This is a genomic window from Ruegeria sp. YKSE079 (assembly GCF_059612845.1).
Genome location: NZ_JBXWRJ010000008.1, coordinates 53,996 through 80,653 on the forward strand (window position 1 = coordinate 53,996; position 26,658 = coordinate 80,653).

The following is a 26,658-nucleotide window of genomic DNA, read 5'->3' on the forward strand; positions in this document are numbered from 1 at the left end:
CAAATCTGGGCGAGATCAGGGCGACGAAGGGATAATATCGCGAATTTCACACGGATCGTCGTGAATGCGGAAACCCTCGAATTTGACGGATCACATCCGGTTTCACGGAAAATTCAGAACGATTGTGGCTGTTTTGCGGCTGAAACGGTCTATCTGCTGGCTTGTTTTGATTTTGAGCCCAAGAGGTAAACCATGAAGCTCCTTGTTGCGTCCATTTCGGCCGGTCTGATGGCAACTGCGGTACTTGCCGGCGGCGACACGCCGTCAAACCCTGATGCGTCGGTCTATTTCGCGAACCTGTCCGACGGCGATGCTGTAACCTCTCCGGTCACGGTCGTTTTCGGCCTGAACGGCATGGGCGTCGCCCCGGCCGGAACCGAGGCCGACAATACCGGCCACCACCACCTGCTGATCGACCGCCCGCGTTTTGGCGAGGGCGAGGACGGGGCCGAGGAACTGACCTATGGCCTTCCGGTTGATGATCACCACCGCCATTTCGGCGGCGGCCAGACCCAGGTGACCATCGACCTGCCACCGGGGAACCACACCCTGCAACTGGTGCTTGGTGACCACTCTCACGTCCCCCACGCAACCCCGATCATGTCCGAGGTCATCACCATCACGGTCGAATAACCGGTAGAATCGCCAGCTTTCCTTGACGCAGGGAATGCCCGGTTCCAAACAACGTATCCGGGCTTTGCCCTGACCTCTCCGGCGCATGGATAAGTGAGGTTCCGCTGTGCCGGGCGGAGCAGTTGTTGAAATTGTCAATCTCGATGTCCGCTTTTTTCAAGTCGTCAACTCATAGGCCCATGACAGTACCAGCTATATGCACCAAAGAGACTAACCACCTTCAAGCATGTTGTGTCGTAGGTAATCGTCTCGATTCTGTCGGGTTTCGTCATGTAACTCCCCAGTCACCAGCCGATAGAACAGCCCCTTCAGTGTGGCATTCAGGGGCCAAATATCACCTATGCTGAAGAACGGTATTGGTTCCGCGCCGTACTTGCTATCAGTGTGAAAGTTGCGCACTCGGTCAGAGTAGTAATCCTCAAAGAATTTTCGCTGGGTGTACGGCACACCATAAATCTCATCCATGTACGCTTGGGCATCATACGAACTAGGGTTTTTGGCCCCCAAGGTTTTCAGTTGCCGCAATATCCTGCTGTAAGCCGCGTCCAATGCAATCGTGCGCGGCGGCAGAGCGTGGAAAATCCGAAACGGGAACGTCGGTCTGCATGAGCCGCAGCAAACTGCGGACAAAGCCCTGCGTTTGGCGAAGGGGTAAGCCGAACACGACGCGCAGGGTCAGGCAGGTCTCAATTGCCAGATCAGAGTAGTGTCGCTGACCACCACGTTTCCCTGACCTTGGCGCGCACCACCCGGATACCGCATCCTCGCTGAACCAGACCGTATCATCACCACGCTGGCGAAGCGCCTCGTTGTACTCAGGCCAATTCGTGACCCGGTACTTGGCCTTCTCAAATTTATCCCGCCGCGACACATTGAATTTGAAAGGCATCCCGCCATCCCGTCGTTAAACCAAGAAACTGGCTACGCTGATGAAACGATCCGTGCAACACAGTCGTTCGCAAGGAAATGCCCGGCCATGTTGCCGATCGCCCGCAGGCCGCGATCTGGCGCGAGGCGATTAACCTGGTCGTCTCGGGCGTTGCCTCGGTCGAGGATGTGGACAAGGCGGTCTGGGCCGGGCCGGGACTAAGATGGGCGGCGATGGGGCCGACCATGCTGTTCAACCTTGGCGCCGGCGAGGGCGGCCTCAGATCGTTCTGCGACCATTTCGCGGACACGTTCAGCGGTTGGTGGGATGATCTGGGCCAGATCTATCTGACGCAGGACGTAGCCCGGCAATTGACCGAAGGTGTCGAAGCCGAAGCCCGGGGCATGACGCCTGCCGAGCTGTCACAACAGCGGGATGCGTTGATCGTCGCCATGCAAAAGGCCATCGCGGGGTTGCGCTGAAAAACCGGCGGCGCTTGCCTGATCGTCACGCAAAGCTCCCCTGACAGAACCAGCCCGGAGACATGGCTCCGCCGTGGCCATAGAACAGCCACAGCCGGTCGCCCTGTTCGGTCACCACCACCCAATAGTCGCGCACGCCGCTACGCCAATCGGGGTCGTCCAGCCACCATTCCGGCGCGATGCGCTCGGGGCCGGTGGCCTGAGCCAGTTGCCAGTCCCGCCCGCGCCAACGAAACCGGTCGGGTATGGTGGGGCCGTCCGGGGCCGTCACCGGTTCGGGGCGCCACATCAGCAGGGGGCGCGGGCGCGGGGGGGAGGGCCAGTCGCGCGCGGGTTCGGACCAGGCCGCAGCAAGGATCTGGGCGGATTTCTCGGGGATGTGGGACGAGGCAGGGTGGCGGCGGGTGATCGTCTCCAGCCCCACCCGCGCGCCCAGCTTGGCCGTAAGGTCATCGACGGCGGTGTTGCCCGCCAGCCGGTCGCGCACGGCGCGGTTGGCCTCGGCATGGCCGGTGACGGTGCGGGCATGGACCGGTTCGGTCTGGACCGCCTCTAGCCGCAGCATGTCGATGCCATACCCCGCGTCGATCCGATCGACCTTCATCTCGAGCAGGGGGCGGATACGGTGCGGGTCGAAACCGGGCCGCGCCAGCCCGATCTCGACGATTTCGGCGGCCTGATCGGTGCGGTGCGCCTCGAGCCGCAGACCACGCAGGCCGCGCCCCTTTTCCTCGAGCCGGGTGCAGAGCACAGGCAGCATCCGGTCGATGGCGGCCATGACATCCTCGTGCAGCCCGATCGGATTGGGCAGGGTCATCCGCACCGCGAAATGATGCGCCGGACGGGCCGGCGAGACCGGTTCGGGCGCGCTGCCCATGGCCTGATCCAGCCGCAACACCAGCCCCCGCCCGAACCGCCGCGCAAGGCTGGCGCGGGGCTGGCCCAGCAGATCGCCGATCCGGCGCAGGCCCAGACGGTTCAGTTGGGCGACGGTCTGATCCTCCAGCCTGAGCGCAGCCACCGGCAACGGGCTGAGCGCACCATAACTTTGCCCCGGCGGCGCGATCCGGGCACCGCCGCTTGACGCCGACACCTGCGGCGCGGCGCCACCGCGGGTCCAGTGCCGCCGTTTTCCGGCGCGGGCGCGGGTGGCGCGGGCCTCCTGGCTGATGGCGTCGCCGTTGCGGTTCGACGCGACCTGCTGCCCCGCATACCGCGCCAGGGCCCAGGCCGCGCCCAGCGTGTCGGCGATACCCGTTTGTACACCCAGACCCATATCGGCGCAGTCGGTTTCGATGACGTCCAGCAGCGCCTGTTCACCTCCGAACAGTTGCGCGCAGCCCGACAGGTCGATGACCAGCCCGTCGGGCGGTTCTTCGGCCACCCAGGGGCTGAACTTTCCCACCCAGCGCCGGAGCGCGGCCAGAAACGCGGCCTCGGCGGGCGCATTGCGGGGGCGGGTGATCAGGGCCGCGCACATGGCATGGGCGTCACGCACCGGCTGTCCCACATGCAGACCGGCGGCCTGCCCTTCGGCATTGAGCGAGGTGATGACCTGCATGTTCGCCTGTTCGGCCACCACGGCCAAGGGGCCGGATTGCAGACCGCGCGCGGCCCGCACCAGCCGTTCCGCCCCAAGGCGGGGGAACCAAAGCGAAAGTATTCGGCGTCTGGACATCCGGGCAACAACAAATGTTCTTTGTTTGTTCTTATTCGGGAATCATCCACCGAGTCGAGAGGGGCCTAGCCGCAGGTCAGCCGCTGAATGATACCGCTGTCATCCACAAAAACATTCAACCGGTCGATGCGGTAATCCTGCGTGGCGATGCTGTCGGGCTCCAGCACCCGCGCCTTGTCCGGCAGGCTGGCCTGAATGCCGGATACCGGTTGCCCTACGGCGCCGGCAAAAGCTTCCCCGTCGCAAAAGGTCAAATCGACCGGGGCCGGTTCTGGTGCAGGGTCGGGGTCACCCGTATCCACGGGCTCGGTTCCTCCGCACGCGGCCAGCAGAGGTAAAACCATGAGAAATCGGTACATTGGCGCTCCTTCACGCGGTGATGTCGGTTCTGTGTGATCTTATTGCAAACCGGCCTGCGATGAAACGAGTGTTGAAGAATCCCTGTAATTGACGCAGGGTCGTGCGAAATTAACAGGGAGAAATTGCATCATGCGTACCCGTGCCGCTGTTGCCCTTCAGGCGGGCAAACCCTTGGAAGTGATGGACGTGAACCTCGAAGGACCCAAAGCGGGCGAGGTACTGGTCGAAATCAAGGCCACCGGCATCTGCCACACCGACGAGTTCACCCTGTCGGGCGCTGACCCCGAAGGCCTGTTCCCGGCCATTCTGGGCCACGAAGGCGCGGGCGTGGTGGTCGAGGTCGGCCCAGGCGTGACCAGCCTGAAGCCGGGCGATCACGTGATCCCGCTTTACACGCCGGAATGTCGCGAGTGCGAATACTGCCTGCATCCCAAAACCAACCTGTGTCAGGCGATCCGGACGACCCAGGGTCAGGGCCTGATGCCCGACGGCACCTCGCGCTTTTCGACGCTGGATGGCGATCCGATCCTGCATTACATGGGCTGCTCGACCTTCTCGAACCACACGGTGCTGCCTGAAATCGCGCTGGCCAAGGTGCGCGAGGACGCGCCGTTCGACAAGATCTGCTATATCGGCTGCGGCGTGACCACCGGCATCGGCGCGGTAATCAACACGGCCAAGGTGGAAATCGGCAGCCGCGCCATCGTGTTCGGTCTGGGCGGGATCGGCCTGAATGTCATTCAGGGCCTGCGTCTGGCCGGAGCAGACCAGATCGTCGGCGTCGACCTGAACCCCGCCAAGGTGGAAATGGCCACCAAATTCGGCATGACCGACTTTGTGAACCCGTCCGAGGTTGAAGGTGATCTGGTGCCCTATCTGGTCAACCTGACCAAGGGCGGTGCGGATTATACGTTCGACGCCACAGGCAACGTTGGTGTGATGCGCGCGGCGCTCGAGTCTGCGCACAAGGGCTGGGGTGAATCGATCATCATCGGCGTGGCGCCTGCGGGGGCCGAAATCTCGACCCGCCCGTTCCAGCTGGTCACCGGTCGTTCGTGGCGCGGCACCGCGTTCGGCGGCGCGCGAGGCCGCACCGACGTGCCCAAGATCGTCGACTGGTACATGGAAGGCAAGATCGAGATCGACCCGATGATTACCCACACCATGGGTCTGGACGACATCAACAAGGGCTTTGATCTGATGCATGCCGGCGAAAGCATCCGGAGTGTCGTGATTTATTGATCCCGCTTCGGGCGGGTGGTGAGGCGGGCGGAAACTTTCGCCCGCCTCTATTAATGGGAAAAATCACTCTTAACTCTAAACCATTGGTTGATCTGGGGAATTGAAGTGATTGAAAAACGAAGTGACCGACTGGCTGTACTGATAGACGCCGACAACATCGCCGCTAAACACGCGCAAGCCATCTTTGACGAGGTCGCTTCCCTCGGCGAAGCCAGCATCCGACGGATTTATGGCGATTTCTCCAACGGATCGCCACAGGGTTGGGACAAGGAAACGCTGGCGCAGCATGCCATCGTTCCACACCAGCAGTTCGCCAATACGACTGGCAAGAATTCCAGCGACATCGCGCTCGTCATCGATGCGATGGACATATTGCACTCTGCCCGATTTGACGGTTTTGTGCTGATCTCTTCCGACAGCGATTTCACTCGCTTGGCGAGCCGCATCCGGGAACAAGGTCTGAGTGTCATCGGAATAGGAATGAGGAAGACGCCCGCAGCATTTGTCGCGGCATGCAAACGCTTCATCTATATCGAGAACCTGGAGCCAAATGTCGCGCCCGAGGCCGCAAACGATAAATCTTTGGCGCAGAAACCGGACTTGAACAAAGCTTATCAACTTATACGAAATGTCGTGCTCAACACGAAGGAGCCGGATGGTTGGGCAAGTCTGAGCTATGTCGGCAGCGAGCTGGGCAAGCGCTATCCCGATTTCGACGCGCGCACCTTTGGTTTCAAAAGATTAAGCGACCTAGTACGCGCAATCGGTCGTTTCCAGGAAACTGGGGACAACGGTGGTTTCAAAATCAAGACGCGCGATGACTGACGCTCTTTGTCCAAGCGCACGCCTCAAGACAGCGTAATCGACAAGATCCCCAGCGCGATCAGGCTGGCCCAGCCGATGCGGTGCAGAAAGCGGGGCTCTTTCAGGATTAAGGCGGCAAGGATCACCGAAACCGGAATCGACGCCTGCCGTACCGCGCTGACCGACGCGGCCTCAGCCCCAAGCTGAAAGGCGGTCAGGATGAACAGGTAGGACAGATAGGACGCGATCCCGGCAAAAATGATACGCCCCGGCGCCAGCGTCCAGCCGCGCACGACCCCCAGAAACGGGGCCGACAGGCGGCGATCTTCCCACGCCCTGATACCGGCAAGCAGTGGCGTCACCAGAACATAGGTATGAAACAGGAAAGGCGCCGGGTCGGCCTGTCGCATTGCATTGGCATCGCTCAACGAATAGGCCGCAGAACCCAACATCGCCATGACCGCCAGCGCGAACGCCTTGTGATCGTGCAGCAAACCGCCCGGCGATTTCTGGATCATCAGGCTGCCCAGCAGAACCAGCGCGATCCCCAGCAGGGTAAGCCACGAGTATTGCTGATCCAGCGCCAGCCAGCTGAAAGCGACAATGGCGATCGGCGAGGACCGGATGATCGGGTAATAGACCGACAGGTTTCCACGCCGCAGGGCCGACAGGGTGCCGTAATAATACAATGTCAGCCCAAGGGCCGAAATCACCACAAAGGGCCAGGTTTCGCGCGGCAGACTCAGGTCTTGCCCGGTTGCAAGCGTATGTACCGCCGCCAGGATCACCCACGTCGACGACACCCCGACATAGCACGACACCGGATGCGCCGCCCCCTTCAGTGTCAGGTCCCGCAGCGGGTGAGTCACCGCCGAGATCAGGACAAGGGCAATCCAGTACAGCTCCATACCTCAGGTCTGGTGCAGGGGGTTGCGCTGCAGGAAAGTGTTGAAATGCACCGTCAACTGGTCATCCCCGATCTGCACCACACCATAGGCCGGAGGCTCGTCACAGAATGCACCGTCGACGCTGGCCGCGTTCAGCGGGATCTGGTGGTTGAGGCTGGGCAAGCTGGTGAATGGGATACCACGCCAGTTCACATAGGTCATGCGATGCACATGGCCAAAAAACACGTGCCGGATGTTGCGCCCGTGCTTAAGGGTTTCGGCAAACGCGTCGGCCTCGACCAGCCGGATTTCGTCCACAAAAGGGATGCCAATGTCGAAGGGCGGGTGATGCAGGAACAGATAGGTGGGTTTGTTCCCCGCTTGGGCAAGTTGCGCCTTCAGCCAGTCCAGACGGTCGGGGCAAAGCTGCCCTTCATGCACGCCCTGCCCGTTCTTGGTGGAGTCGAGGAACAGGAAAACACCCTGGTCTGTCTCGTGCCGGTGCTGGACAAAACCGTTGGCGTCCTTGGGATGGTCGGGGAAAACCGATTGGAACACAGCCCGATCGTCATGATTGCCGATCAGCAGAAAGCAGGGCAGCGGGAAAGCAGCCAAACGCACCTTGAGCGCCTCATAGGCCTCGGCCTCGGCAAATTCGGCCAGGTCGCCCGAAATCACGCAAAAGGCAGCATCGGCGTGCCACTGTTCGATGTCGTTTAGACAGGCGTCCAGCCGTTCGGAAGGCACACCGCCGTTCAACGGGCCGTCCCCGCGAACAAGATGGATGTCCGTGATATGAATGAACTTCATCCGCATATTTCCCTATGATCTGCATACTGGACATTGACGATATCCAACTGTCGCACAAGGCTTGACAACCAGTTCGGTGACCTTCTCGCCTGAACGCGACATGTTTCACGGGTTCGGTTTGGCTTTGACGACCGGCGTCATGTCCGGCGCGACCGAGAGAACACCTGAGGTATCTGGTTCTCGATGATAGAATGGCCGCTCAGACCATTACCTTTTACAGTGAGAATGCTGGAAGCGGAGGTCGAAATCGCGGCGAAGATGCATACGATCTTTCCAAGCCTCCACGGATCAAAAGCTAAACAGGCGGGATTGACCAACTGGTAATGCAGATCAATTGAGGATGGCGACGTATTTCAAGACGCTTTTTTCGCCCCATACCGAGCCATGAAGGTATCGACAGCCTGCAGGGCTACCTCGTCGATCTCTTCCTGCGAAAAACGGCTCTGGATGCCAAAGGCCGCGCGCATCCAAAGCCGGGTTTTGCACAGTTCCGAAAACTGCTCGGCGGCGATCTGGACGTCGTCGATCACCAGTTCTCCCTTGGCGACGGCCTTTTCCAGATATTCGGTCATCTGGCGTTGGCCGTTCTCGGGACCGGCCGCATAGAAAGCCTGTCCAAGCTCGGGGAAACGATCCCGTTCGGCCATGCAGATGCGGAACACCTTCTGCGCGAAATCCGACACCAGAAACCCGGTCAACTGCGTGGCCGCGATAGTCAGGACCTCGCGTGCTGGCTTGGATTCGTCGATCATCGACAGAATGCGTTCGGACATCAGGCGGCACTCGGTCTGCGCCACCTCCATGAACAAAAGCCGCTTGTCGGGGAAATAGCTGTAAAGCGTCGCCTTGGAAACGCCCGCCACGCGCGCAATGTCATCTACGCTGGCGCCTTCGAACCCGTCTGCCATGAAAACCTCGCGCGCGCCTTGCAGGACCTGATCGAATTTTCGACCGGTGCGAAGGATTGCGGCGCTCTGAGTCATGGTGTCTCCTGCGATATTCGGTCTATCAAATGTATAAACCGTTCAGTTCAGTTTCAACGATTCGCCGAAGCAGTTGCATGATCTAGCGCAATTACTATCTTAGAACCGTTCTAATAATGAGGCAGGCAATGCGATTTCTTACTCAGCGCAAACACTTCCGCGACCTGTCCGAGCAAGAGGTCATCGCGCTGGCCATTTCGTCGGAAGAGGACGATGCGCGCATCTATCGATCCTATGCCGAGATGCTGCGCGGCGACTATCCGGCGACCGCCAAGATATTCGACGGGATGGCGGCGGAGGAAGACCAGCACCGTGCCCGCCTGATCGCCTTGCATGAGTCGCGGTTCGGCCCGGTAATCCCGCTGATCCGGCGTGAACACGTGGCGGGATATTATGCGCGCCGCCCCGTCTGGCTGGTAGAGAATTTGGGTATCGACCGTATCCGGACCGAGGCCGAAGCGATGGAGCGTGACGCCGAGCGGTTCTATCTGGCTGCGGCAAAACGCACGTCGGATGCCGCAACCCGCAAGCTGCTGGGCGATCTGGCGGCGGCAGAGGCCGGGCACCAGGCCACCGCGTCGGAACTGGAGCAAACGCATCTGGATGACGAAATCCGCGCAACCGAGGATGCAACTGCGCACCGGCAATTCGTTCTGACCTGGGTGCAGCCGGGTTTGGCCGGGTTGATGGACGGGTCTGTGTCGACGCTGGCCCCCATCTTTGCCACCGCGTTTGCCACGCAGGATACGTGGACCACGTTTCTGGTCGGCGTCGCTGCCTCGGTCGGGGCGGGTATTTCGATGGGCTTTACCGAAGCAGCCTCGGACGATGGGGAATTGTCGGGGCGCGGGTCTCCGGTGAAACGCGGCCTTGCCTCGGGCGTCATGACCACGTTGGGCGGATTAGGTCACGCTCTGCCCTATCTGATTCCCGAATTCTGGACCGCGACAACCATCGCTGTGATTATCGTGTTCTTTGAGCTGTGGGCAATTGCGTGGATTCAGAACAGGTATATGGAAACGCCTTTCTTCCGTGCGGCGTTCCAGGTGGTTCTGGGTGGTGCACTGGTTCTGGCCGCCGGTATCCTGATCGGCAGCGGGTGACGCACGGACTTGTTAATCGGTAAAATCATGTTACCAATTCCACCATGGTCGAGATATTCCTGCGCACATTGCCATTCTTTGCGATCATCGGCCTGGGATACTGGGCCGGGCGCAGCCGTTTCTTTACCGAAGACGCCACGGCCTATCTGACCAAGTTCGTGTTCTATTTCGCCCTGTCGGCGATGCTGTTCCGGTTCTCGGCCACCCTGCCCTTTGCCGAGATTTTCGATGGCCGGCTGATAATTGGCTATCTGATCGGCACCGCCGGCGTTTATGCGCTGGCGACGCTGGTGGCCTATCTGCGCGGGCTTGATGTGCCGACAGCGGCGGTCGAGGCGCAATGCGCCGCCATCGGCAACGTGGGTTTTCTGGGGCTTCCAATGATGGCCCTGTTGTTCACCGAAGCCGCGATCGGGCCGATGATGCTGGTCCTGACAGTCGATCTGGTGGTGTTTTCGTCGCTCATCGTCATCCTGATCAACGGCGGGCGGGACGGGAAACTGACACTGGGTACCCTGCGGCTGATCGGGGTCGGCCTGCTTAAAAACCCGATGATCGTGTCGATCAGCATCGGCCTTCTTTGGTCTGCCATCCGGCTGCCGGTTCCGGCGCCGCTGGAAAACTTCCTGACCATTCTGGGTGGCGCGGCGACGCCCGGCGCGCTGTTCGCCATCGGCGCGTCACTTGCCAGCAAGTCGGCCGAGCGGGTTCAGATCGCGGGCTGGCTCAGTTTCTGTAAACTGGCCGTCCATCCCGCATTGGTCGCGGTTGCGCTGTTGTGGCTGATCCCGGTCGATCCATTCGCCGCCACCGTCGCCATCGCCGCCGCCGCGCTGCCGGTGGCGGGCAATGTCTATATGCTGGCGGCGCATTATGGTGTCGCGCCGCATCGGGCCTCAGCCGCCATCCTGATCTCGACGGTGCTGTCGATCCTGACGGTCCCGGCGGTAATCGCCTGGATCACCTGAGGTCAAAAACGGATCACATAATCCTTGCGGGTGGTTTCGATCACCTCCCACGTACCGCTGAAACCCGGGCGCAGGATGAAGCTGTCGCCGGCTTGCAGCGGGTATTCTGTTCCGTCATCGCCAGTGATGATCGAGCGGCCCTCCAGAATGCGGCAATACTCCCATTCGTCATAGGATATCCGCCATTTGCCGGGCGTTGACTGCCAGATGCCACAGTACAGGCCATCGATTTCTTCCGCGTTCCATGTGGTGAAAACGGGATCGCCAAAGATCACCTTTTCGGGAGCCGGACGTTCGGTTTCCGGTTCCACAGCATCGGTCGTCAGTTTCAGAAAAGTGCTCATGTTCGCGGCCCCTTGCGGTCAACTTGAATTGTTTCACCGTTTTTTTGGCGCATGTCCAGCGCGGCAGCGCTTGCCATGTGGGACAGTTTACCCGGGTTTCTGCCGCAAAAAACGGCAATCCTGCCGCGCACCCGCTGGACCCTACGGCCATCAAAGGGTAGCGATAGGCCAACTGAATAAGGAGCCCGATTATGGAAACCGTTTCCGAGAACAAGGCCTTTGGCGGCGTGCAGGGTGTGTACCGGCATGCAAGCGCCGCGACCAGTTGCGACATGACCTTTGGCTTGTTTCTGCCCGCCGAAGCCAAGGATGGGCCAGTTCCGGTTCTGTGGTATCTGTCGGGCCTGACCTGCACTCACGAAAACGCCATGACAAAGGCGGGCGCGCAAAGCTGGGCCGCCGAACAGGGGATCGCGTTGGTGTTTCCCGACACCTCGCCACGCGGCGAAGGCGTGGCCGATCATGAAGACTACGATCTGGGCCAGGGGGCAGGTTTTTATGTCAACGCCACGCAAAAGCCCTGGGCGCCGCACTTCAATATGTGGAACTATGTGGCCGAGGAACTGCCCGCGCTGCTGACCGAGCATTTCGCCATCGACGGCGATCGGCAGGCAATCACCGGGCATTCGATGGGCGGGCATGGCGCTCTGACCCTGGCGATGAACCTGCCCGGGCGGTTTCGCTCGGTCTCGGCTTTTGCGCCAATCTCGAACCCGACGGGCAGCAACTGGGGCCGCAAGCAACTGAGCGCCTATCTGGGGGATGATGAGGCCGCGTGGGCGAAACACGACTCTAGCCTGTTGATGAAGGAAAAGGGCTTTGACGGGCCGATCCTGATCGACACCGGCACCAGCGACCAGTTCATTGACCTGCTGCGCCCCGAGGCGCTGGCCCATGCCATCGCCGAACGCCGCCAGCAGGCCACCAATCGGTTGCAACCCGGATACGACCATTCCTATTTCTTCGTGTCGACCTTCATGGAAGATCACATCTCGTTTCACGCCGAAGCGCTGTATGAGGAGTGAGCCATGAGCAAGTTCGACTATGATCTGATCATCATCGGCTCTGGCCCCTCGGGGAAATCCGCCGCTATTCAGGCGGGCAAGCTGAAGCGCAAGGTTCTGGTCATCGACCGCAAGGACCGACTGGGCGGGGTATCAGTGCACACCGGAACCATTCCGTCCAAGACCCTGCGCGAAACGGTGCTGAATCTGTCGGGCTGGCGCGAGCGCAGCTTTTACGGGCTGGCCTATCGCGTCAAGGATCAGATCAGCGCCGACGATCTGAAGGGACGTCTGCACAAGACGCTCGATTATCAGGTCGACGTGCTGGAACACCAGTTCAACCGGAACCACGTGGAAACGCTGAACGGACTGGCGAAATTCATCGGCCCGCACGAGATCGAGGTGACTGCGGACACTGGCGAGACGGCCCGGTTGACCGCCGCCAAGTTCCTGATCGCGACCGGAACCAAAACCTATCGGCCCGACTATGTTCCGTTCAACGGCAAGACCGTCGTGGACGGCGATGAATTTCTTGAAATGGATGAGATCCCCCGCTCGCTGGTTGTCATCGGCGCGGGTGTGATCGGGGTGGAATATGCCACCATGTTCTCGGCATTGGATGTCCGGGTGACGCTGATCGAACCGCGCGAGACCTTCCTGGATTTCATCGACCGAACCCTCATTCAGGAGTTCACCCACCAGATCCGCGAAAACGGTGTCGATCTGCGGCTGGGCTCGGCGGTTGAAAAGATCGAGGATGCGGGCACCCATGTCGAGGTCAGTTTGGCCAACGGCCGCCACGTGCGCGCGGAAATGCTGCTGTTTGCCGCCGGGCGCATGGGTGCGACCTCGGCCCTGAACCTCAAGGCTGTGGGGCTGGAAACCGACCACCGCAACCGGTTGGATGTGGACCGCAAGACCTATCAGACCGCCGTGCCGCATATCTATGCCACTGGCGATGTGATCGGGCACCCCTCGCTGGCCTCGACCTCGCTGCAGCAGGGGCGCGTTGCCGCCTGCCACGCGCTGGAGACACCGACCCTGCCAGAAAGCCCCTGGTACCCTTACGGCATTTACTCGGTCCCCGAGATGTCGACCTGCGGCATGTCCGAAGAGGAATTGCAGGAACGCGGTATCCCCTATGAAGTGGGCGTTGCACGGTTCCGAGAAACCTCGCGCGGGCATATCATGGGATTGGAACACGGCATGCTGAAAATGCTGTTTTCGCTCAAGACCCGGCGGGTGCTGGGGGTGCAGATCGTGGGCGAAGGCGCAACCGAGTTGATCCACATCGCTCAAGCGGTGCTGAACCTGAAAGGGACGGTGGATTACTTCGTGCAGAACACCTTTAACTATCCGACACTGGCCGAGGCTTATAAGATCGCCGGTCTCGACGCTTTCAACCGCATGCCAATCCCGGACGAGTTCAAGGTGCGCAAGAAGCCGGTCGCGGTCAAAACCGAAACCGAGGAGGCGGAGAAAAAGGCCAAAAAGGCGTGACGCTTTACGTCGATGCCGACGCCTGCCCTGTCAAGGCCGAGGCCGAGCGGGTCGCGACGCGGCATCGGTTGCCTATGATGCTGGTATCGAATGGCGGGCTGCGCCCATCGCCAAACCCGCTGGTGCAGGTTGTGATCGTGGCCGAAGGCGCGGACGAGGCGGACAAGTGGATCGCCGAGCGCTGCGGCAAGGGGGATGTGGTGGTAACCTCTGACATTCCGTTGGCGGCAAAATGCGTCGAGACGGGGGCGCGGGTTCTGCGCCCCAATGGCGAGGCGTTCACAGCCGCCAATATCGGCCAGCAACTGGCGATGCGCGACCTGATGGCCGATCTGCGCGCCGCCAACCCACTTGGGGCTGGCGGCGGCGGCAAGGCGTTTTCCAAGGCCGACCGGTCTCGGTTTCTGGACGCGCTGGAACGGGAAATCAGGACAGCGCAGCGGAGCTAGGCAACCATTCCACAGACTTAATGTTCGGGGTCATTTGGTGGCACGTCCAACCCGGCCTTTTCCAACCCGCCCATCAGGCGCTCGATAAAGTCACCCGGCATTCCGCGCGCGCGGTAGGGTGCCCGGGGGTCATCCAGGAACTCGGTGTGTTGATCTGTCAGGACAGCCGCCGTCTCTCTGGCTTTTTCGTCTTCTCCGTTCATTGCATAAATGGCCGTCAACGTGGTCAGGCTCATCGGCCCACTTGGCGTTCCCATGCTCAAAAGATGATTGCGAGCCGCTTCGCAATCACCTTGGGCATAGGCATGCAGCACCCAAGCGTTGTCATATCCGGGATGGAGCTTGGGGTTGAGTTCGCGCGCGCGTGAAATCCAATCTTTGCCTGTCTCCCACTCTCCGGAATAGGCCAGAAAGATCCCGAGATCGGCCAAAATCCAGGAATCATTGGGGTTCAGTTCGATGGCCCTGTTTGCATGGTTCATGAAGACGGCTTTGTCATCACCGACCATCTGACTCAAAATCGCCAACGCGTAATAGGCATCGGGGTTGTCGCGGTCTACTTCCAGCGCCCGGTTGGCTGCATCGCGTGCCAGCTGTGCCCAATTCGGAGCGGTATCAAGGGACCGTTTCTTGGATTCCAGATGATTGACAGCCAGTCGCGACCACCCCAAGGAGAACCCGGGCTCTTCTTCGACGGTTCGCAACAAACAGTCACGCGCCTTACGGTGCGCCTCCAGGCTGAATGTCTGGTAGAACCAGAAAGCCAGCAGATAGCATTCATACGCTTTAAGGTTTTCCGGCGCCTTGTCGCGGATCGCCTGCTGGACGCTGGCCTGAAACAGCGGCGCGTCGCTTGAACCGACCTGCGCCGCAACCTTGCTGGCAATCTCGATCTGTATGTCCAGCAGGTCCTGCACACTCAAATCCCGGTCAAACGGACCGGGCGCAGGCAACTGACGACATGTCTTTGCATCTGTAAAAGTTGTGGTGATCCTCAGGTGATCCTTCGACCGGCGAACCGTGCCTCCCAGGATATAGTCGGCACCCAGCTCATCCCGGATCACGTCGCAGCTTGGGTCGTCGCGATATGCGCTGCTCGCTTCTGGCGCAATCACGAACAGGTTCGATGATTTGGACAGCATCGCATTCAGGTCGCGGGTCAGCCCCTGGCCAAAGAAAGCTTCCTCAGGCGCGCCTCCGACATCTTCAAAGGGAAGGATCGCAATCCTGGCGCCGGTGGGCAAACCGGGATTGTCTTCGTCGTCGCGCCCGAACAAGAACACCAACCCAAGCGCTGCGGCGGCCGCTGCGCCCGCAGCGATCCCCAAGCCTTTCCGCGCCCTGCTGAATTTCGCTTTCCTGGCTGCCTCAGGTGGCCACGTCCAGACCTCAACAGGCTGGGAAATCTTCTTCTGCACATGACTGCCAAAATTGCCAAATGTGACATCCACCTTGCCTGCAATCTGCTCTGCGACCGGCTTCGAGATGCAGATGCCACCGGACGGGGCCATAGTTTCGAGCCGGGCGGCAATGTTTACCCCGTCGCCCAAAAGGTTGTCGCCATCCGCCATGGCGTCACCAAGGTGAATGCCCATGCGAAGGCACATTCGCTTTTCTTCGATCAAAGTGTCGTTCCGGTTACCGATTGCGGCCTGTACCCCCACGGCGCAACGAACCGCTTCGACCGGGCTGGCGAATTCGGCAATGACACTGTCGCCAGCGCTTCCGAATATGCGGCCACCATGTCTGGTTACCTGTTCGCCAACAAGGCGCTGGACGGATTTCAAGGCGCTGACCGTACCTTCCTCGTCGCCTCCCATAAGGCGCGAGTATCCAACAACATCCGCGGCCAAGATGGCTGCCAGCCGGCGTTCCAGTCAATCCCCCCTGAAATGAAGCTTGTACTGAAACTACTCCCCCTCAAAACTTGACTGACATAGACGGCAAAGCCGTTGGCAGTTGGCGCTTGCACATCCACTTGCGAATTGGTTCATTCGCCCTGCCCCGTTTCAGACAACCCGACAGGATGAACCCGATGCCCGTAAACGCCGTCATCTTCGACATTGGCAACGTCCTGATCGAGTGGCAGCCCGAGCGATACTATGACCGTGTGATCGGCGAAGACCGGCGCAAGGCGATGTTTGCCGAAGTCGATCTGCATGGCATGAACGATCTGGTCGATCAGGGGCATCATTTTACCGAAACGATCTATGGCTGGGCCGAGAAATACCCCGGCTGGCGCGACGAAATCCGCATGTGGCATGACAAGTGGATTGAACTGGCCGCGCCGGAAATCCCGCATTCGGTCCGGCTGCAACGGGCGCTGCGGGCCAAGGGCGTACCGGTGTTCGCGTTGACCAATTTCGGAGTGCAGAATTTCGACTATTCCTGCACGGTTTATCCTTTTCTCAACGAGTTCGACCGGCACTATGTCTCGGGCCGGATGCAAAGAGTGAAACCGCATGCGCCGATCTATGAAATGGTCGAACGGGACTGCGGTTTGCCGCCCGAAACCCTGCTGTTCGCAGACGACCGCATCGACAATATCGAAACCGCCCGCGCCCGCGGCTGGCAGACGCACCATTTCACCGGCCCGCAGCGATGGGCCGAGCGTCTGGTGGCCGAGGGGCTATTGACCGAAAGCGAGGCCACATGACCATCACACAGATCCCTTTTGCCGAAGGCGAGGCCAATCTCGACTGGTTGGAACTGACCGAAGCCTTGGCCGCCGGCCACAGACTGCCAAAGGCAGAGATTGGCGATACGCTGCTTTATCGTGATCCCGACACCCTATTGTCGCGGGCAGCCTGGATTGACGGGCTGGGCATGGCGGTAAAGACCGCGAACATCTTTCCCCGCAACCCCGACCGTGGGGAGCCGCTGATCAACGGTGCCGTCAATGTCTATAGCGACCATGACGGCTCCCTGTCGGCGCTGGTCGATTTTCATCTGGTCACCAAGTGGAAGACCGCTGGCGACAGCCTGTTGGGGGCGCTGCGTCTGGCCAATCCGGACAGCCGTGAAATCCTGATCGTCGGCGTCGGCGTCGTGGGGCAATCCCTGTGCGAAGCCTTTGGCGCCGCCTATCCAAGGGCCCGGCTGCGGCTGTGGAACCGGACCTTGTCCAAGGCCGAGGAACTGGCGGCATCGCTGGGCGGCGTCGATGTGGCCGCGGATCTGGCCGAAGCGGTGAACCGGGCCGATATCGTGATTTCGGCCACGATGTCCTCGGACCCGGTGATCCAGGGAGAATGGCTGCGCCCCGGGCAGCATCTGAACCTGATCGGCGCCTATCGACCCGACATGCGCGAGGCCGATGACGAGGCTTTGCGACGGTCGCGCATCTTCGTGGACAGCTTTGACACCACGATCGAACATATCGGTGAGATCAGGACACCGCTGGCCGAAGGGGTCATCACGCGTTCGGACCTGTTGGCCGATTTCTATGATCTGGGTGCCTTTTCCTATGAACCGGGCGCAATCTCACTTTTCAAGAACGGCGGCGGCGCGCATCTGGATCTGATGACCAGCAAATACATTCTGGACAAGTGGCCGGGGTGATCAGGCCAACTGCGCCTCGCCGGTCCGGTTTTCGCGGATCGGCAGGTGCACGATGGCGCTGAAGGCGCCGACCCCCACGCCGACCCACCAGACCATGGTGTAGTCGCCATAAAGGTCGTACATCCGCCCACCCAGCCAGACGCCCAGGAACCCGCCAAGCTGGTGGCTGAAGAAGACGATCCCGTAAAGCGTGCCCATATAGCGCAGTCCGTAAAGATGCGCGACCAGCCCCGAGGTCAGCGGCACGGTAGCAAGCCAGAGCGATCCCATAACCACCGAAAAGACGATGACCGATGTCGGGGTGATCGGCAACAGGATGAAGGCTGCGGCCGCGATGGTGCGCCCGGTGTAGATGCCTGCCAACACATATTTTTTGGTGAAATGCTTGCCCGCCCACCCGGCCGCCAGGGTCCCGGCGATATTGGCGAGGCCAACCAGCGAAATGGCGACTGCGCCGAGCGCGGATGTCGTCGTGATCCCCATCGAATGCAGTACGCCGCCCGGTTGGATCGGGCCGCACATCTCGGTCACGAAAGCGGGGAAATGCGCAGTGATGAACGAAAGCTGATAGCCGCAACTGAAGAACCCCAGAAAGATCATCGCATAGGACGGGTCGCGCAGCGCCTTCATCAGGATGTGGCCCATGCTTTCTTCCAGTTCCTGCCTGCCGACCGGGGTCGGCGCACGCATGAAGGGCAGCGTCAGGACAAGCGCCAGGATAAGCGCGGCAAAGATCACAAAGACCTGCTGCCACTGAAAATGACCCAGCAGGAATTCGGCAAAGGGCGCGCCCACCACCTGCCCGGCGCTACCCGCCGCGGTGACGACGGCCAGGGACATCGACCGGTTTGCGTCCGACGACGCCCGCCCGACCACGGCCAGAACCACGCCGAACCCGGTTCCTGCGATGCCGAAACCCACAAGCCAGGCGTAAAGCTGCATCTCGATCGGCGTCACGGACCAGGCCGTCAGGACCATCCCGGCAACATAGGTCAGCGCGCCCATCACGATGGCGCGGCGATCCCCGATCTTCTCGGCAATGGCGCCAAAGATCGGCTGCCCGATGCCCCAGGCGAGGTTCTGGATCGCGATTGCCATGGAAAAGTCGGCGCGCAGCCAGCCGAACTCTGCCGCGATGGGAATCTGGAACACACCGAAAGAGGCACGCACGGCAAAGCTCACCATGATGATGATGCAGCCGACGATCAGGACAGGTGTCAAAAAGCGGGTAGAACGATCCATCAAGAAGTCCCGGTTGGTTGTTCCGGCGACGTTAGCGGGAAAACATGCGGGGTCAATTCAGGATATTTGGCCATGGGGATAAGGGAAATTGATATGACGCAAGGTTTTCCCCGCTTTCCAAGGCGGCAGACGGAAGGTATGCCTCAGGAATGTTTGACGTGATTTCGCTATATTCCGACCGCGTGACCGAAGGCATTTTGCACGCGGACGACGCGCAGGAGGCGGTGCTGCCTGAATTCGAACGCATCCGTTCGGAGCTGGCAAAACCGGTCAAGCGCGGACTGTTTCGCAAACCGCCCCCCCCGCCCAAGGGCTTGTACCTGTGGGGCGGCGTCGGGCGCGGCAAGTCGATGCTGATGGACATGTTTGTCGAAACGTTGGGCGACATCCCGTCGCGGCGGGTGCATTTCCACGCTTTCATGCAGGAAATTCACGCAAAGATGCATGAGGCACGACAACGCGGAGTCGAGGACACGCTGGCGCCGGTGGCGGCCGAGGTGGTGAAATCGGTCAAGGTTCTGGCCTTTGACGAAATGCAGATCACCGACATCACCGACGCGATGATCGTGGGACGCCTGTTCGAGTTCCTGTTCGACGCCGGCGTTGTGGTGGTCACCACCTCGAACCGGGTGCCGGACGATCTGTACAAGGACGGTTTGAACCGGCAATTGTTTCTGCCCTTCATCAAACTGATCAAGGAGCAGCTGGTGGTGTGGGAGATGGTCTCGCCCACCGATTACCGGCAAAATCGGCTGGAGGGAGCGCCTGTCTATTTCACGCCCATCGGCCCCGAGGCGCGGGAAAAAATCCGCGCGGTCTGGCGCGATTTGTCGGGAGGGCCCGCAGAACCACTGGTGCTGCACGTCAAGGGGCGCGAGGTTGTTCTGCCCGCCTTTCGCAACAGCGTGGCGCGGGCGTCGTTCTATGACCTGTGCGGACGGATGCTTGGGCCGGGCGATTACCTGGCGATTGCCGAGGCGGTAAAAGTTCTGGTGCTCGAAGATATCCCTCGCCTGTCGCGCAACAACTTCAACGAGGCGAAACGCTTCGTGACCCTGATCGACGCCTTGTACGAGGCCAAGGTGCGGCTGATCTGTTCGGCGGCGGCGCAACCCGAGATGCTGTATGTCGAGGGCGAAGGCACCTTTGAATTCGAACGCACCGCCTCGCGTCTGCGCGAAATGCAGGCAGAGGGCTGGGGGGCATAAGGGGGCGCGGCCCCCGCCGCCTTTGGCGGCTCCCCCGGAATATTGTCAAAAAGATGAAGCGGTTTAGCCGTTTTCACGCAGGATGTTGCCCGCCAGATAGAGAGAACCGCAAATCAGCACCCGGGCCCGGGAATCTTTGGCTATGATCGCGTTCAGGGCCTCACTCACGCTGACTGCGGTCGCGGCCGCCAGATTGACCGACCCAGCCGCCGCAGCAGTATCTTCAGCACTGAGCGTGTTGGCTTCGCCGGGGATTGAGACGGCTATGAGGCTTTGCGCCTGACCGGCGAGCGGGTGCAGATAGCCGGTAACATCCTTGGTGTTGAGCATGCCGCAAATCAGGTGTGTCGGGCGCGCAGGCAGTTTTGACAGCAGGTCCGCCAGCGCAACACCGGCGGCGGCGTTGTGACCACCGTCGAGCCAAAGCTCGGCTTCGGGCGCGGCCTCGACCAAAGGGCCGGTTTTCAGGCGCTGCATGCGGGCGGGCCAAAAGGCATTTGTCACTGCGGCCTCATAGGCCGCATCGCCCATGTCCAGATGGCGCAGCACGGCAAGCGCCGCGCCGGCGTTCTGAACCTGATGTGCGCCCATCAGGTTCGGCAGCGGCAGGTCGCGCAGGCCGGTTTCATCCTGATAAACCATTCGCCCGTTTTCTTCGTGCACATGCCAGTGCTGGCCATAGGCGATCAGCGGCGCGCCGAGCCGGGCGGCGGTAGCTTCGATCACCTCCATCGCCTCGTCTGGTTGTGGTCCCACGATGCAGGGCACGCCGCGCTTGATGATCCCGGCCTTTTCCGCTGCAATCTTGGCCAGCGTGTTGCCCAGATATTGTTCGTGATCGATCGAGATCGGGGTAATCACGGAAACTGCCGGTTGGTCGATGACATTGGTTGCATCAAGCCGCCCGCCAAGGCCGACCTCGAGCAGCGTGAAATCCGCCCGCGCGCGGGCAAAGGCCAGCAGGGCCGCACAGGTGGTGATTTCGAAATAGGTAATGTTCTCGCCGCCATTGGCGGTATAGCATTCATCCAGAACCGCCGTCAGGTCGGGTTCGGAAATCAGCTCACCAGCAACGCGGATGCGTTCATGAAACCGCGCCAGATGCGGCGAGGTATAGGCATGCACGCTGCGCCCAACAGCTTCCAGCCCGGCGCGGATCATCGCCTGGGTCGATCCCTTGCCGTTGGTTCCGGCGATGTGGATCACCGGCGGCAGCTTGTCTTGCGGATTGTCCAGCGCCGACAACAGCCGCCAGACACGATCCAGCGTCAAATCGATGATCTTGGGATGCAGCGCCATCATCCGGTCCAGGATGAGGTCGGATGTGGGCGCGTTCATTTCTCGGTTTCAGCCTCGGCTGGGGCCGCCTCGGCCTTGGGTTCCTGGACATCCGGCGAGGGCAGATCACCGGCAATCGCGGGCGGCAGATTCAGCAGCATGCGGGTGATGGTGATCAGCTCGTCCCGCATCTCGGTGCGCTTGGTCACCCGATCCAGCATGCCGTGATCCAGCAGGTATTCCGCGCGCTGGAACCCTTCGGGCAGTTTCTCGCGGATGGTCTGTTCGATGACGCGCGGCCCGGCAAAGCAGATCAGCGCGTTGGGTTCCGAAATATGCACATCCCCCAGCATCGCGTAAGAGGCGGTGACGCCACCGGTAGTGGGGTGGGTCAGGACCACGATATAGGGCAGGCCCGCCTCTTTCAGCATCTGCACCGCGACGGTGGTGCGCGGCATCTGCATCAGGCTCAGGATACCTTCCTGCATCCGGGCGCCGCCAGCGGCCGAGAACAGGATCAGCGGGCGCTTGAGTTTCACCGCCTCTTGCGCGGCGGCGATGATGGCGTTGCCCACGAACATGCCCATCGAGCCGCCCATGAAGCTGAAATCCTGTGCGGCGGCGATGATCGGCGTGCGCCCGATCTCGCCGGCGGCGACCAGCATCGCCTCTTTCTCGCCGGTTTTCTTCTGCGCCGCCTTCATGCGGTCGGGGTATTTCTTCTGATCGCGGAAATGCAGCGGATCTGCGGTGGGCGCAGGCACGGCAACCTCGGTAAAGATGCCGCCATCGAACAACGCCCTGAACCGGTCGCGCGGGGTGATCGCCATGTGGTGATCGCAATGGGTACAGACGTTCTGATTATCCGCCAACTCGCGGTGGAACAGCATCGTTCCGCACTCGTCGCATTTCTGCCAGAGATTCTCGGGCACTTCGCGACGCGAGAAAATCGAGTTGATCCGCGGACGGACGTAGTTTGTGATCCAGTTCATGACAGAACCCTGATTGTACTGCGTTCAGGTCACATAAGACCCTGCGTCAGGAAATGCAATCAACGCCTGATGGCAATTCGGGCCGCCAGCCAGGCCGTCAGCATCATTGCGAAATCGACATAAAGCCAGTCACGCAGAAACTCGGTATCCGACATCTCGTAGGGAATCAGGAACAGGGCCAGACCGTCCAGACTGCCCGGCAACGCGACGAAGAGAAGCGCAATCACGTTGTTGAACAGGTGCAGCGCGATTGCCGGTCCCAAGGTGCCGGCCCGCGCCGTCAGGTCGGCCATCAACAGCCCGAACACACCGGACCACAACGCGATCAGAACCGCGTTATCCCCCGCCTGCGCGGGCAGGTAGTGCCCCATCGCAAACAGGACCGACGGCACGACCATCCAGATCAGCGGCGACCGAAAGCGCGCTGCCAGGCTTTGCTGGATGTAGCCGCGGAACAGGATCTCTTCGGCCCCGGTCTGGATCAGGACGGCCAAAAGGGAAAGCGGCAACAAGATCAGCCATTGCGCGAATGGCAGGTTCGGCTCCAGCGGTGTGCCCATGTCATAGGGCGGCAGCACCAGAATGACACCGCCCAGAATCACAAGCACGCGCAGCGCTTGGCGGAATTGGTGGACGGTTTGCCGAAATGGGCCAATGACCGAACCAAGCGAACGGTGTTGCATTTGCCGCACGGCCAGCACGACCCCCAGTATGACGAACCCGAAACTCGCCAGAAGCGTGATCATCGGCCCCGGTGCGGTTCCGGCCAGAAAATCCAGCACCCATTTCTCGGACATTGAGATGCTGACAAGGGCGAACAACGCCGCGTTCAGGGAAAACACTACAACCGCCACCAGCGTCAGGCCCACCAGCACCCGCCAGATCTCGGACCGGGGACGAACCGGCAAGACAAGCTGGTCATGGGCCGAATAGGCCGGACAACCGCCTTCACCGCCCATTTATGGCGTCCATATCTGCGGCAGGAGCGTTGGTGGCGCCGGATTCGGATCCTCCGAACTTCTCGACACGCAACCGGTCGGCCACATTGACAAGGTGCCCGGCCACCGTTTCCAGCAATTGCACCGCCACCGACGAGTCATTTTCTACCACCGCGCGGAACTCCTCGGCTCCGATTCTCAGAAAGCTGCTTTTTTCCTGCGCGATCAGGTCGAATTGACGGGGCAATCCGGTGATGATCGACAGATCGCCGATCAGGCGGCCCGGTTCTACCGTCGAAATCGTGCGGGTCTGACCCTCGTCGTCCTTCCAGCTCAGCAGCGCGCGCCCCTCCAGGCACAGATAGGCAGCATCGGCGGATTGCCCGCTCGAAAAGATCACTTGCCCCGCAGCCGCGTCATACCATTGCGCGGAAAACGCCAGCAGCCGCTGGTTGCGTGCATCGATCTTGGCGAACAGCTCGGTCGAGGCGATGATGTTCAGCTTTCGGCTGAGATCGGCCGCCGCACCTTCGCCCAGTTCAAGCTGCGAGCGTGAAACCCCATCGATGCGACCATCCTGGATTTCGATGAACAGGTCATAAGCCTCGGGATGGGCAAAATGGTCTTCCATGAAGATCATGATCGAATCGGGCAGCAATTCACGCAATTTCTGCCGAGTGCGCAGTCGGCTTTCGGAATCGTGGCTGGCCAGAGCCTTGTCGAGGATCAGGATGTCGGGCCGCTTGATCCCCGCGCGAGAGAATGCCGCGCGTTCCTGGAACACGGTCGGCAGATTGGTGCCCCCCAGACCAGAGGGCAGATCATAGATGATGGCGGCCACGCGGCGGCGCAGCCCGGCCTCGTTCAGGACCTCGGCCACCACATCCTCGATCTCGTCCAGACGAGCGCCGGCCATGATGGACACGCGGCCGTACAGCGCGTTTTCCATGACGGTGAGGCGCGGCACATACTGGTCTGGCGAGACCGGAACAAACAGCCCCTCCATCGCGTTTCGCAGTTTTTCCGCCTGAGTCCGGCGGATCGAGAGGATCTTTTCCTTGTACTTTTCCGGAAAGCTGGGGCCGATCTGTTCGGCCGTCAGCAAGAACGGGACGGTCAACAGCAGGGCGCGCTCGGACTCATCCAGTGCGCGATCCCCACGCGCTGCCCGCCGCCCGGCGATGTCGAGCAGACGGTGATACATTTCGGGTTCCATGCCCAATCGCCGGAACAGCGGGTGATCGGTGTCGTCACGTCCGAACGTCTGCTTGAGGGCCTCGATGACGCCCAGCGCGATATCCCGCGCCTCCTCGGCCAAACCCTGCCCGCTCAGCATTTCGATAAAGCGTTCGTCGCCCGCCAGAAGTTCGGGCGCAATGTTTCGGGTGGGGGCCGCAAAAAGCAGGTTGCCACCCAACGGAACGGCGGGGTTGAACCGCTCGGGATGGAAGCGATGCACCAGATCGGAAAGGCCGCTGGTGGCGATGCGCTCTGCGATCTTCGGGCGCAGATCGACCAACGCCTGCGCCAACTCCGGATGCAAGTCCGGATCCAGGCGCGATCGCAGGGTGCGGCGGAACATGAACTCGTCAATCCCCATCGCCTCGACCAACTGAAACCACCAGTCACGGATCTGCTCGCCATCCTCCAACCCGGCGAGGCCCGGATCGGTCCAGTCCATATCCAGCGGATCGGTGCTGTTTCCAGCGCGTTGCGCCTCGGTCTGGGCTCGGCTGAGTGCACTCGATCCGTCATCCCCCTGATGATGCGGAGATGTCCGCAGCGGCATCAGAAGGTTGTCGCCCAATGTTCCATCAAACAGGTAGGGGCGGGAATGGGCATAACCGACACGGGCCGCAATCACGGCCTGATGCAGATCGTTGAGCTTGTGGCGGGCGACAACAACCTCGCCATGCGAGGGCAGAACCTCGCGGGTCAGAAGATGCGCGATCGCCTGCCGTTCGGAGGCCCGTGACGACTGGATTGCCACACGTGCGCCGGGCGGAATGGTCAGGTTGATGTCTTCGAGGATGATGTTGCCATCCTGATCTTGGACCGTTACCTCCCGCAGTTCGACCGCGCCGCGCAAATGCTGGATTTCCTTTGGGCGACCTTCGAACAAGTGTTCGGGGATCATGTCGCGGGGGGCAAACCGTTCGGTCACGATCTGCCAGCGCAGTGACATGTCCTGCACCTGATTGTAATAGAACAAAAGGTCTTTCCACGGCCCCGACAGATCCTTGTAGGCCGCCAGCGCCGCCACCAGCGCCCCCACGGTGATCTGGCCCTTGATCGCAAGATATCCGCCGACCGAATAGAACAGAAACGGCGTCATCTGCGAGATCAGGTTGTTGAGGAACTTCATGAAGAACTTCTTCTGATAGATCCTGAACCTGATTTCGAACAATCGCCCCAGCCGGTCGGTAAACTGCGCCATCCGGTATCGCCAACCGCCATTGGCGCGCAGGTCGCTGATGCCGGCAGCGCTTTCACCAATTTCGGAACTCAGTCGCCGGACTTCCTGAATCCGGTCCTTGTTAAGCAGGTTGATCTGGCGCTGCAGCATCGGGATCAGCCAGGCCTGCAACGGGATCAACGCCACCGAGGCCAGACCGAACCACACGCTTTGCATGAACAGGAACGTGACGATGGTCAGCATCTGCCCGGCCTGGAACACCGGCTGGGCAACCGCATCGCCCATCAGCCCGCCCATCGGTTCGGCCTCGGATGTGATCATCGACACCAGTTCGCCCTGACTTGTCGTCGCGAAATAGGCCTTGGGAAACCGCATCATCCGCCCGATGAGCGTATATCGCAGACGCCGCAGCATACGTTCGGACAACACACCTTTCATGGTGTTGATGCGCATCTTCATCAGGCCGCTGACCAGAACGGTGGCCAGGAACGCAAAGCACAGAACCAAAAGATACTGCACCTGGGTCAGCGTCACGCCCCAAAGCTCGATCGTGGCGCGGGTCGACCCGATGGCGTCATTGATGATCCGCTTGGGCAATTCCAGCGAGGCATAGAGGAACGGAAAGGACATAACGGTCAGCGCCAGCAGAACAAGCTGCTGCCGTTTGGAATACTTCCAGATGAACGCGAACAAACTGGGTTCCATACCCCGGTCCCTCTGCTGGCTGGAGCAATCCGCGGCGCGCCGCGAAAAACCCACTGCTACCGGGACATTGACGGTAAGCACTGCCCCACTCGATTACAAGAACACGCACGCTTCCCGGAACGGTTCACGCAAGGTTTCAAATTGACGAAATAGCACCCGCCATGCCCGGATCAGAGTACAGAATTTCATTTACCGGTAAATTT

25 protein-coding genes and 1 pseudogene are annotated in these 26,658 nt (G+C 60.7%); 12 read left to right on the forward strand and 14 right to left on the reverse strand.

What is annotated here, in order from left to right; all coding sequences use genetic code 11:
* Positions 1-192 precede the first annotated feature (192 nt).
* On the forward strand, positions 193-633 hold the full coding sequence (locus tag AC2FMY_RS09120; protein ID WP_496807273.1) for a DUF4399 domain-containing protein: 441 nt from the start codon (positions 193-195) through the stop codon (positions 631-633).
* 210 nt (positions 634-843) lie between these two features.
* On the opposite strand, the gene AC2FMY_RS09125 is transcribed toward AC2FMY_RS09120, so the two are convergent.
* Both AC2FMY_RS09125 and AC2FMY_RS09130 read right to left on the reverse strand, forming a co-directional pair.
* On the reverse strand, positions 844-1,098 hold the full coding sequence (locus tag AC2FMY_RS09125; protein WP_496807274.1) for a hypothetical protein: 255 nt from the start codon (positions 1,096-1,098) through the stop codon (positions 844-846).
* A gap of 86 nt (positions 1,099-1,184) precedes the next feature.
* Positions 1,185-1,522, reverse strand: a pseudogene (locus AC2FMY_RS09130) (transposase); the annotation flags it as partial.
* Positions 1,523-1,599: 77 nt separating this feature from the next.
* On the opposite strand from AC2FMY_RS09130, the gene AC2FMY_RS09135 reads away from it, so the two are divergent.
* Complete coding sequence (locus AC2FMY_RS09135) at positions 1,600-1,983, forward strand: 3-hydroxyacyl-CoA dehydrogenase family protein (protein ID WP_496807275.1); 384 nt, start codon at positions 1,600-1,602, stop codon at positions 1,981-1,983.
* 25 nt (positions 1,984-2,008) lie between these two features.
* On the opposite strand, the gene AC2FMY_RS09140 is transcribed toward AC2FMY_RS09135, so the two are convergent.
* Complete coding sequence (locus tag AC2FMY_RS09140; RefSeq protein WP_496807276.1) at positions 2,009-3,661, reverse strand: Y-family DNA polymerase; 1,653 nt, start codon at positions 3,659-3,661, stop codon at positions 2,009-2,011.
* A 65-nt stretch (positions 3,662-3,726) separates the two neighbouring features.
* Positions 3,727-4,020, reverse strand: coding sequence for an I78 family peptidase inhibitor (locus AC2FMY_RS09145; RefSeq protein ID WP_496807277.1), 294 nt, complete (start codon positions 4,018-4,020; stop codon positions 3,727-3,729).
* Between the two features lie 130 nt (positions 4,021-4,150).
* Here AC2FMY_RS09145 and AC2FMY_RS09150 point away from each other — a divergent pair, with 130 nt between their 5' ends.
* The gene (locus AC2FMY_RS09150; protein WP_480748472.1) at positions 4,151-5,263 is read left to right on the forward strand and encodes an S-(hydroxymethyl)glutathione dehydrogenase/class III alcohol dehydrogenase; all 1,113 of its coding nucleotides are present in this window, start codon (positions 4,151-4,153) and stop codon (positions 5,261-5,263) included.
* Positions 5,264-5,350: 87 nt separating this feature from the next.
* Positions 5,351-6,088: an NYN domain-containing protein gene (locus AC2FMY_RS09155; protein ID WP_496807278.1), complete on the forward strand. Its 738-nt coding sequence runs from the start codon at positions 5,351-5,353 to the stop codon at positions 6,086-6,088.
* A gap of 23 nt (positions 6,089-6,111) precedes the next feature.
* On the opposite strand, the gene AC2FMY_RS09160 is transcribed toward AC2FMY_RS09155, so the two are convergent.
* The 3 genes from AC2FMY_RS09160 to AC2FMY_RS09170 form a co-directional block, all read right to left on the reverse strand.
* Positions 6,112-6,975, reverse strand: a complete 864-nt coding sequence (locus tag AC2FMY_RS09160) for an EamA family transporter (protein ID WP_496744307.1) — start codon at positions 6,973-6,975, stop codon at positions 6,112-6,114.
* 3 nt (positions 6,976-6,978) lie between these two features.
* Complete coding sequence (locus tag AC2FMY_RS09165; protein WP_496744305.1) at positions 6,979-7,764, reverse strand: phosphodiesterase; 786 nt, start codon at positions 7,762-7,764, stop codon at positions 6,979-6,981.
* Positions 7,765-8,117: 353 nt separating this feature from the next.
* Positions 8,118-8,747, reverse strand: coding sequence for a TetR/AcrR family transcriptional regulator (locus AC2FMY_RS09170; RefSeq protein WP_480748469.1), 630 nt, complete (start codon positions 8,745-8,747; stop codon positions 8,118-8,120).
* Positions 8,748-8,875: 128 nt separating this feature from the next.
* Here AC2FMY_RS09170 and mbfA point away from each other — a divergent pair, with 128 nt between their 5' ends.
* Positions 8,876-9,850 carry an iron exporter MbfA gene (gene mbfA / locus AC2FMY_RS09175; protein WP_480748468.1) on the forward strand — a complete coding sequence of 325 codons (975 nt, stop codon included), beginning with the start codon at positions 8,876-8,878 and terminating at the stop codon, positions 9,848-9,850.
* A gap of 44 nt (positions 9,851-9,894) precedes the next feature.
* Positions 9,895-10,818 (forward strand): AEC family transporter, encoded by a 924-nt coding sequence (locus AC2FMY_RS09180; RefSeq protein ID WP_480748467.1) that lies wholly within the window; start codon positions 9,895-9,897, stop codon positions 10,816-10,818.
* Between the two features lie 2 nt (positions 10,819-10,820).
* Here AC2FMY_RS09180 and AC2FMY_RS09185 read toward each other — a convergent pair whose 3' ends face one another.
* Complete coding sequence (locus AC2FMY_RS09185) at positions 10,821-11,162, reverse strand: cupin domain-containing protein (protein ID WP_496744302.1); 342 nt, start codon at positions 11,160-11,162, stop codon at positions 10,821-10,823.
* Between the two features lie 191 nt (positions 11,163-11,353).
* Here AC2FMY_RS09185 and fghA point away from each other — a divergent pair, with 191 nt between their 5' ends.
* Genes fghA through AC2FMY_RS09200 form a run of 3 tightly spaced genes read left to right on the forward strand, consistent with a single transcriptional unit; the run spans position 11,354 to position 14,115 of the window.
* On the forward strand, positions 11,354-12,187 hold the full coding sequence (fghA, locus tag AC2FMY_RS09190) for an S-formylglutathione hydrolase (RefSeq protein ID WP_496807279.1): 834 nt from the start codon (positions 11,354-11,356) through the stop codon (positions 12,185-12,187).
* A 3-nt stretch (positions 12,188-12,190) separates the two neighbouring features.
* Positions 12,191-13,666: a Si-specific NAD(P)(+) transhydrogenase gene (gene sthA, locus AC2FMY_RS09195; RefSeq protein ID WP_496807280.1), complete on the forward strand. Its 1,476-nt coding sequence runs from the start codon at positions 12,191-12,193 to the stop codon at positions 13,664-13,666.
* Complete coding sequence (locus AC2FMY_RS09200) at positions 13,663-14,115, forward strand: YaiI/YqxD family protein (protein WP_480748463.1); 453 nt, start codon at positions 13,663-13,665, stop codon at positions 14,113-14,115. The genes sthA and AC2FMY_RS09200 overlap by 4 nt, the downstream gene beginning before the upstream one ends.
* Before the next feature lie 17 nt (positions 14,116-14,132).
* Here the strand turns inward: AC2FMY_RS09200 and AC2FMY_RS09205 are convergent, their stop codons facing one another.
* Positions 14,133-15,935: an adenylate/guanylate cyclase domain-containing protein gene (locus AC2FMY_RS09205; RefSeq protein WP_496807281.1), complete on the reverse strand. Its 1,803-nt coding sequence runs from the start codon at positions 15,933-15,935 to the stop codon at positions 14,133-14,135.
* 215 nt (positions 15,936-16,150) lie between these two features.
* On the opposite strand from AC2FMY_RS09205, the gene AC2FMY_RS09210 reads away from it, so the two are divergent.
* Both AC2FMY_RS09210 and AC2FMY_RS09215 read left to right on the forward strand, forming a co-directional pair.
* Positions 16,151-16,771, forward strand: a complete 621-nt coding sequence (locus tag AC2FMY_RS09210) for an HAD family hydrolase (RefSeq protein ID WP_496744294.1) — start codon at positions 16,151-16,153, stop codon at positions 16,769-16,771.
* A complete protein-coding gene (locus tag AC2FMY_RS09215; RefSeq protein ID WP_480748460.1) occupies positions 16,768-17,676 on the forward strand; it encodes an ornithine cyclodeaminase family protein in 909 nt (302 codons plus the stop codon). The genes AC2FMY_RS09210 and AC2FMY_RS09215 overlap by 4 nt, the downstream gene beginning before the upstream one ends.
* On the opposite strand, the gene AC2FMY_RS09220 is transcribed toward AC2FMY_RS09215, so the two are convergent.
* Positions 17,677-18,918: an MFS transporter gene (locus AC2FMY_RS09220; RefSeq protein WP_496807282.1), complete on the reverse strand. Its 1,242-nt coding sequence runs from the start codon at positions 18,916-18,918 to the stop codon at positions 17,677-17,679.
* 149 nt (positions 18,919-19,067) lie between these two features.
* Here AC2FMY_RS09220 and zapE point away from each other — a divergent pair, with 149 nt between their 5' ends.
* The gene (gene zapE / locus AC2FMY_RS09225; RefSeq protein ID WP_480748458.1) at positions 19,068-20,126 is read left to right on the forward strand and encodes a cell division protein ZapE; all 1,059 of its coding nucleotides are present in this window, start codon (positions 19,068-19,070) and stop codon (positions 20,124-20,126) included.
* 63 nt (positions 20,127-20,189) lie between these two features.
* On the opposite strand, the gene AC2FMY_RS09230 is transcribed toward zapE, so the two are convergent.
* From AC2FMY_RS09230 to AC2FMY_RS09245, 4 genes are read right to left on the reverse strand one after another with little or no spacing between them, the layout of a single operon-like run.
* Positions 20,190-21,464, reverse strand: coding sequence for a bifunctional folylpolyglutamate synthase/dihydrofolate synthase (locus AC2FMY_RS09230; RefSeq protein ID WP_496807283.1), 1,275 nt, complete (start codon positions 21,462-21,464; stop codon positions 20,190-20,192).
* The gene (gene accD / locus AC2FMY_RS09235) at positions 21,461-22,396 is read right to left on the reverse strand and encodes an acetyl-CoA carboxylase, carboxyltransferase subunit beta (protein WP_496807284.1); all 936 of its coding nucleotides are present in this window, start codon (positions 22,394-22,396) and stop codon (positions 21,461-21,463) included. The genes AC2FMY_RS09230 and accD overlap by 4 nt, the downstream gene beginning before the upstream one ends.
* 59 nt (positions 22,397-22,455) lie before the next feature.
* On the reverse strand, positions 22,456-23,355 hold the full coding sequence (locus AC2FMY_RS09240) for a CPBP family intramembrane glutamic endopeptidase (protein ID WP_480748455.1): 900 nt from the start codon (positions 23,353-23,355) through the stop codon (positions 22,456-22,458).
* Complete coding sequence (locus AC2FMY_RS09245) at positions 23,345-26,455, reverse strand: ABC transporter transmembrane domain-containing protein (RefSeq protein ID WP_496744287.1); 3,111 nt, start codon at positions 26,453-26,455, stop codon at positions 23,345-23,347. The genes AC2FMY_RS09240 and AC2FMY_RS09245 overlap by 11 nt, the downstream gene beginning before the upstream one ends.
* Positions 26,456-26,658: the final 203 nt, after the last annotated feature.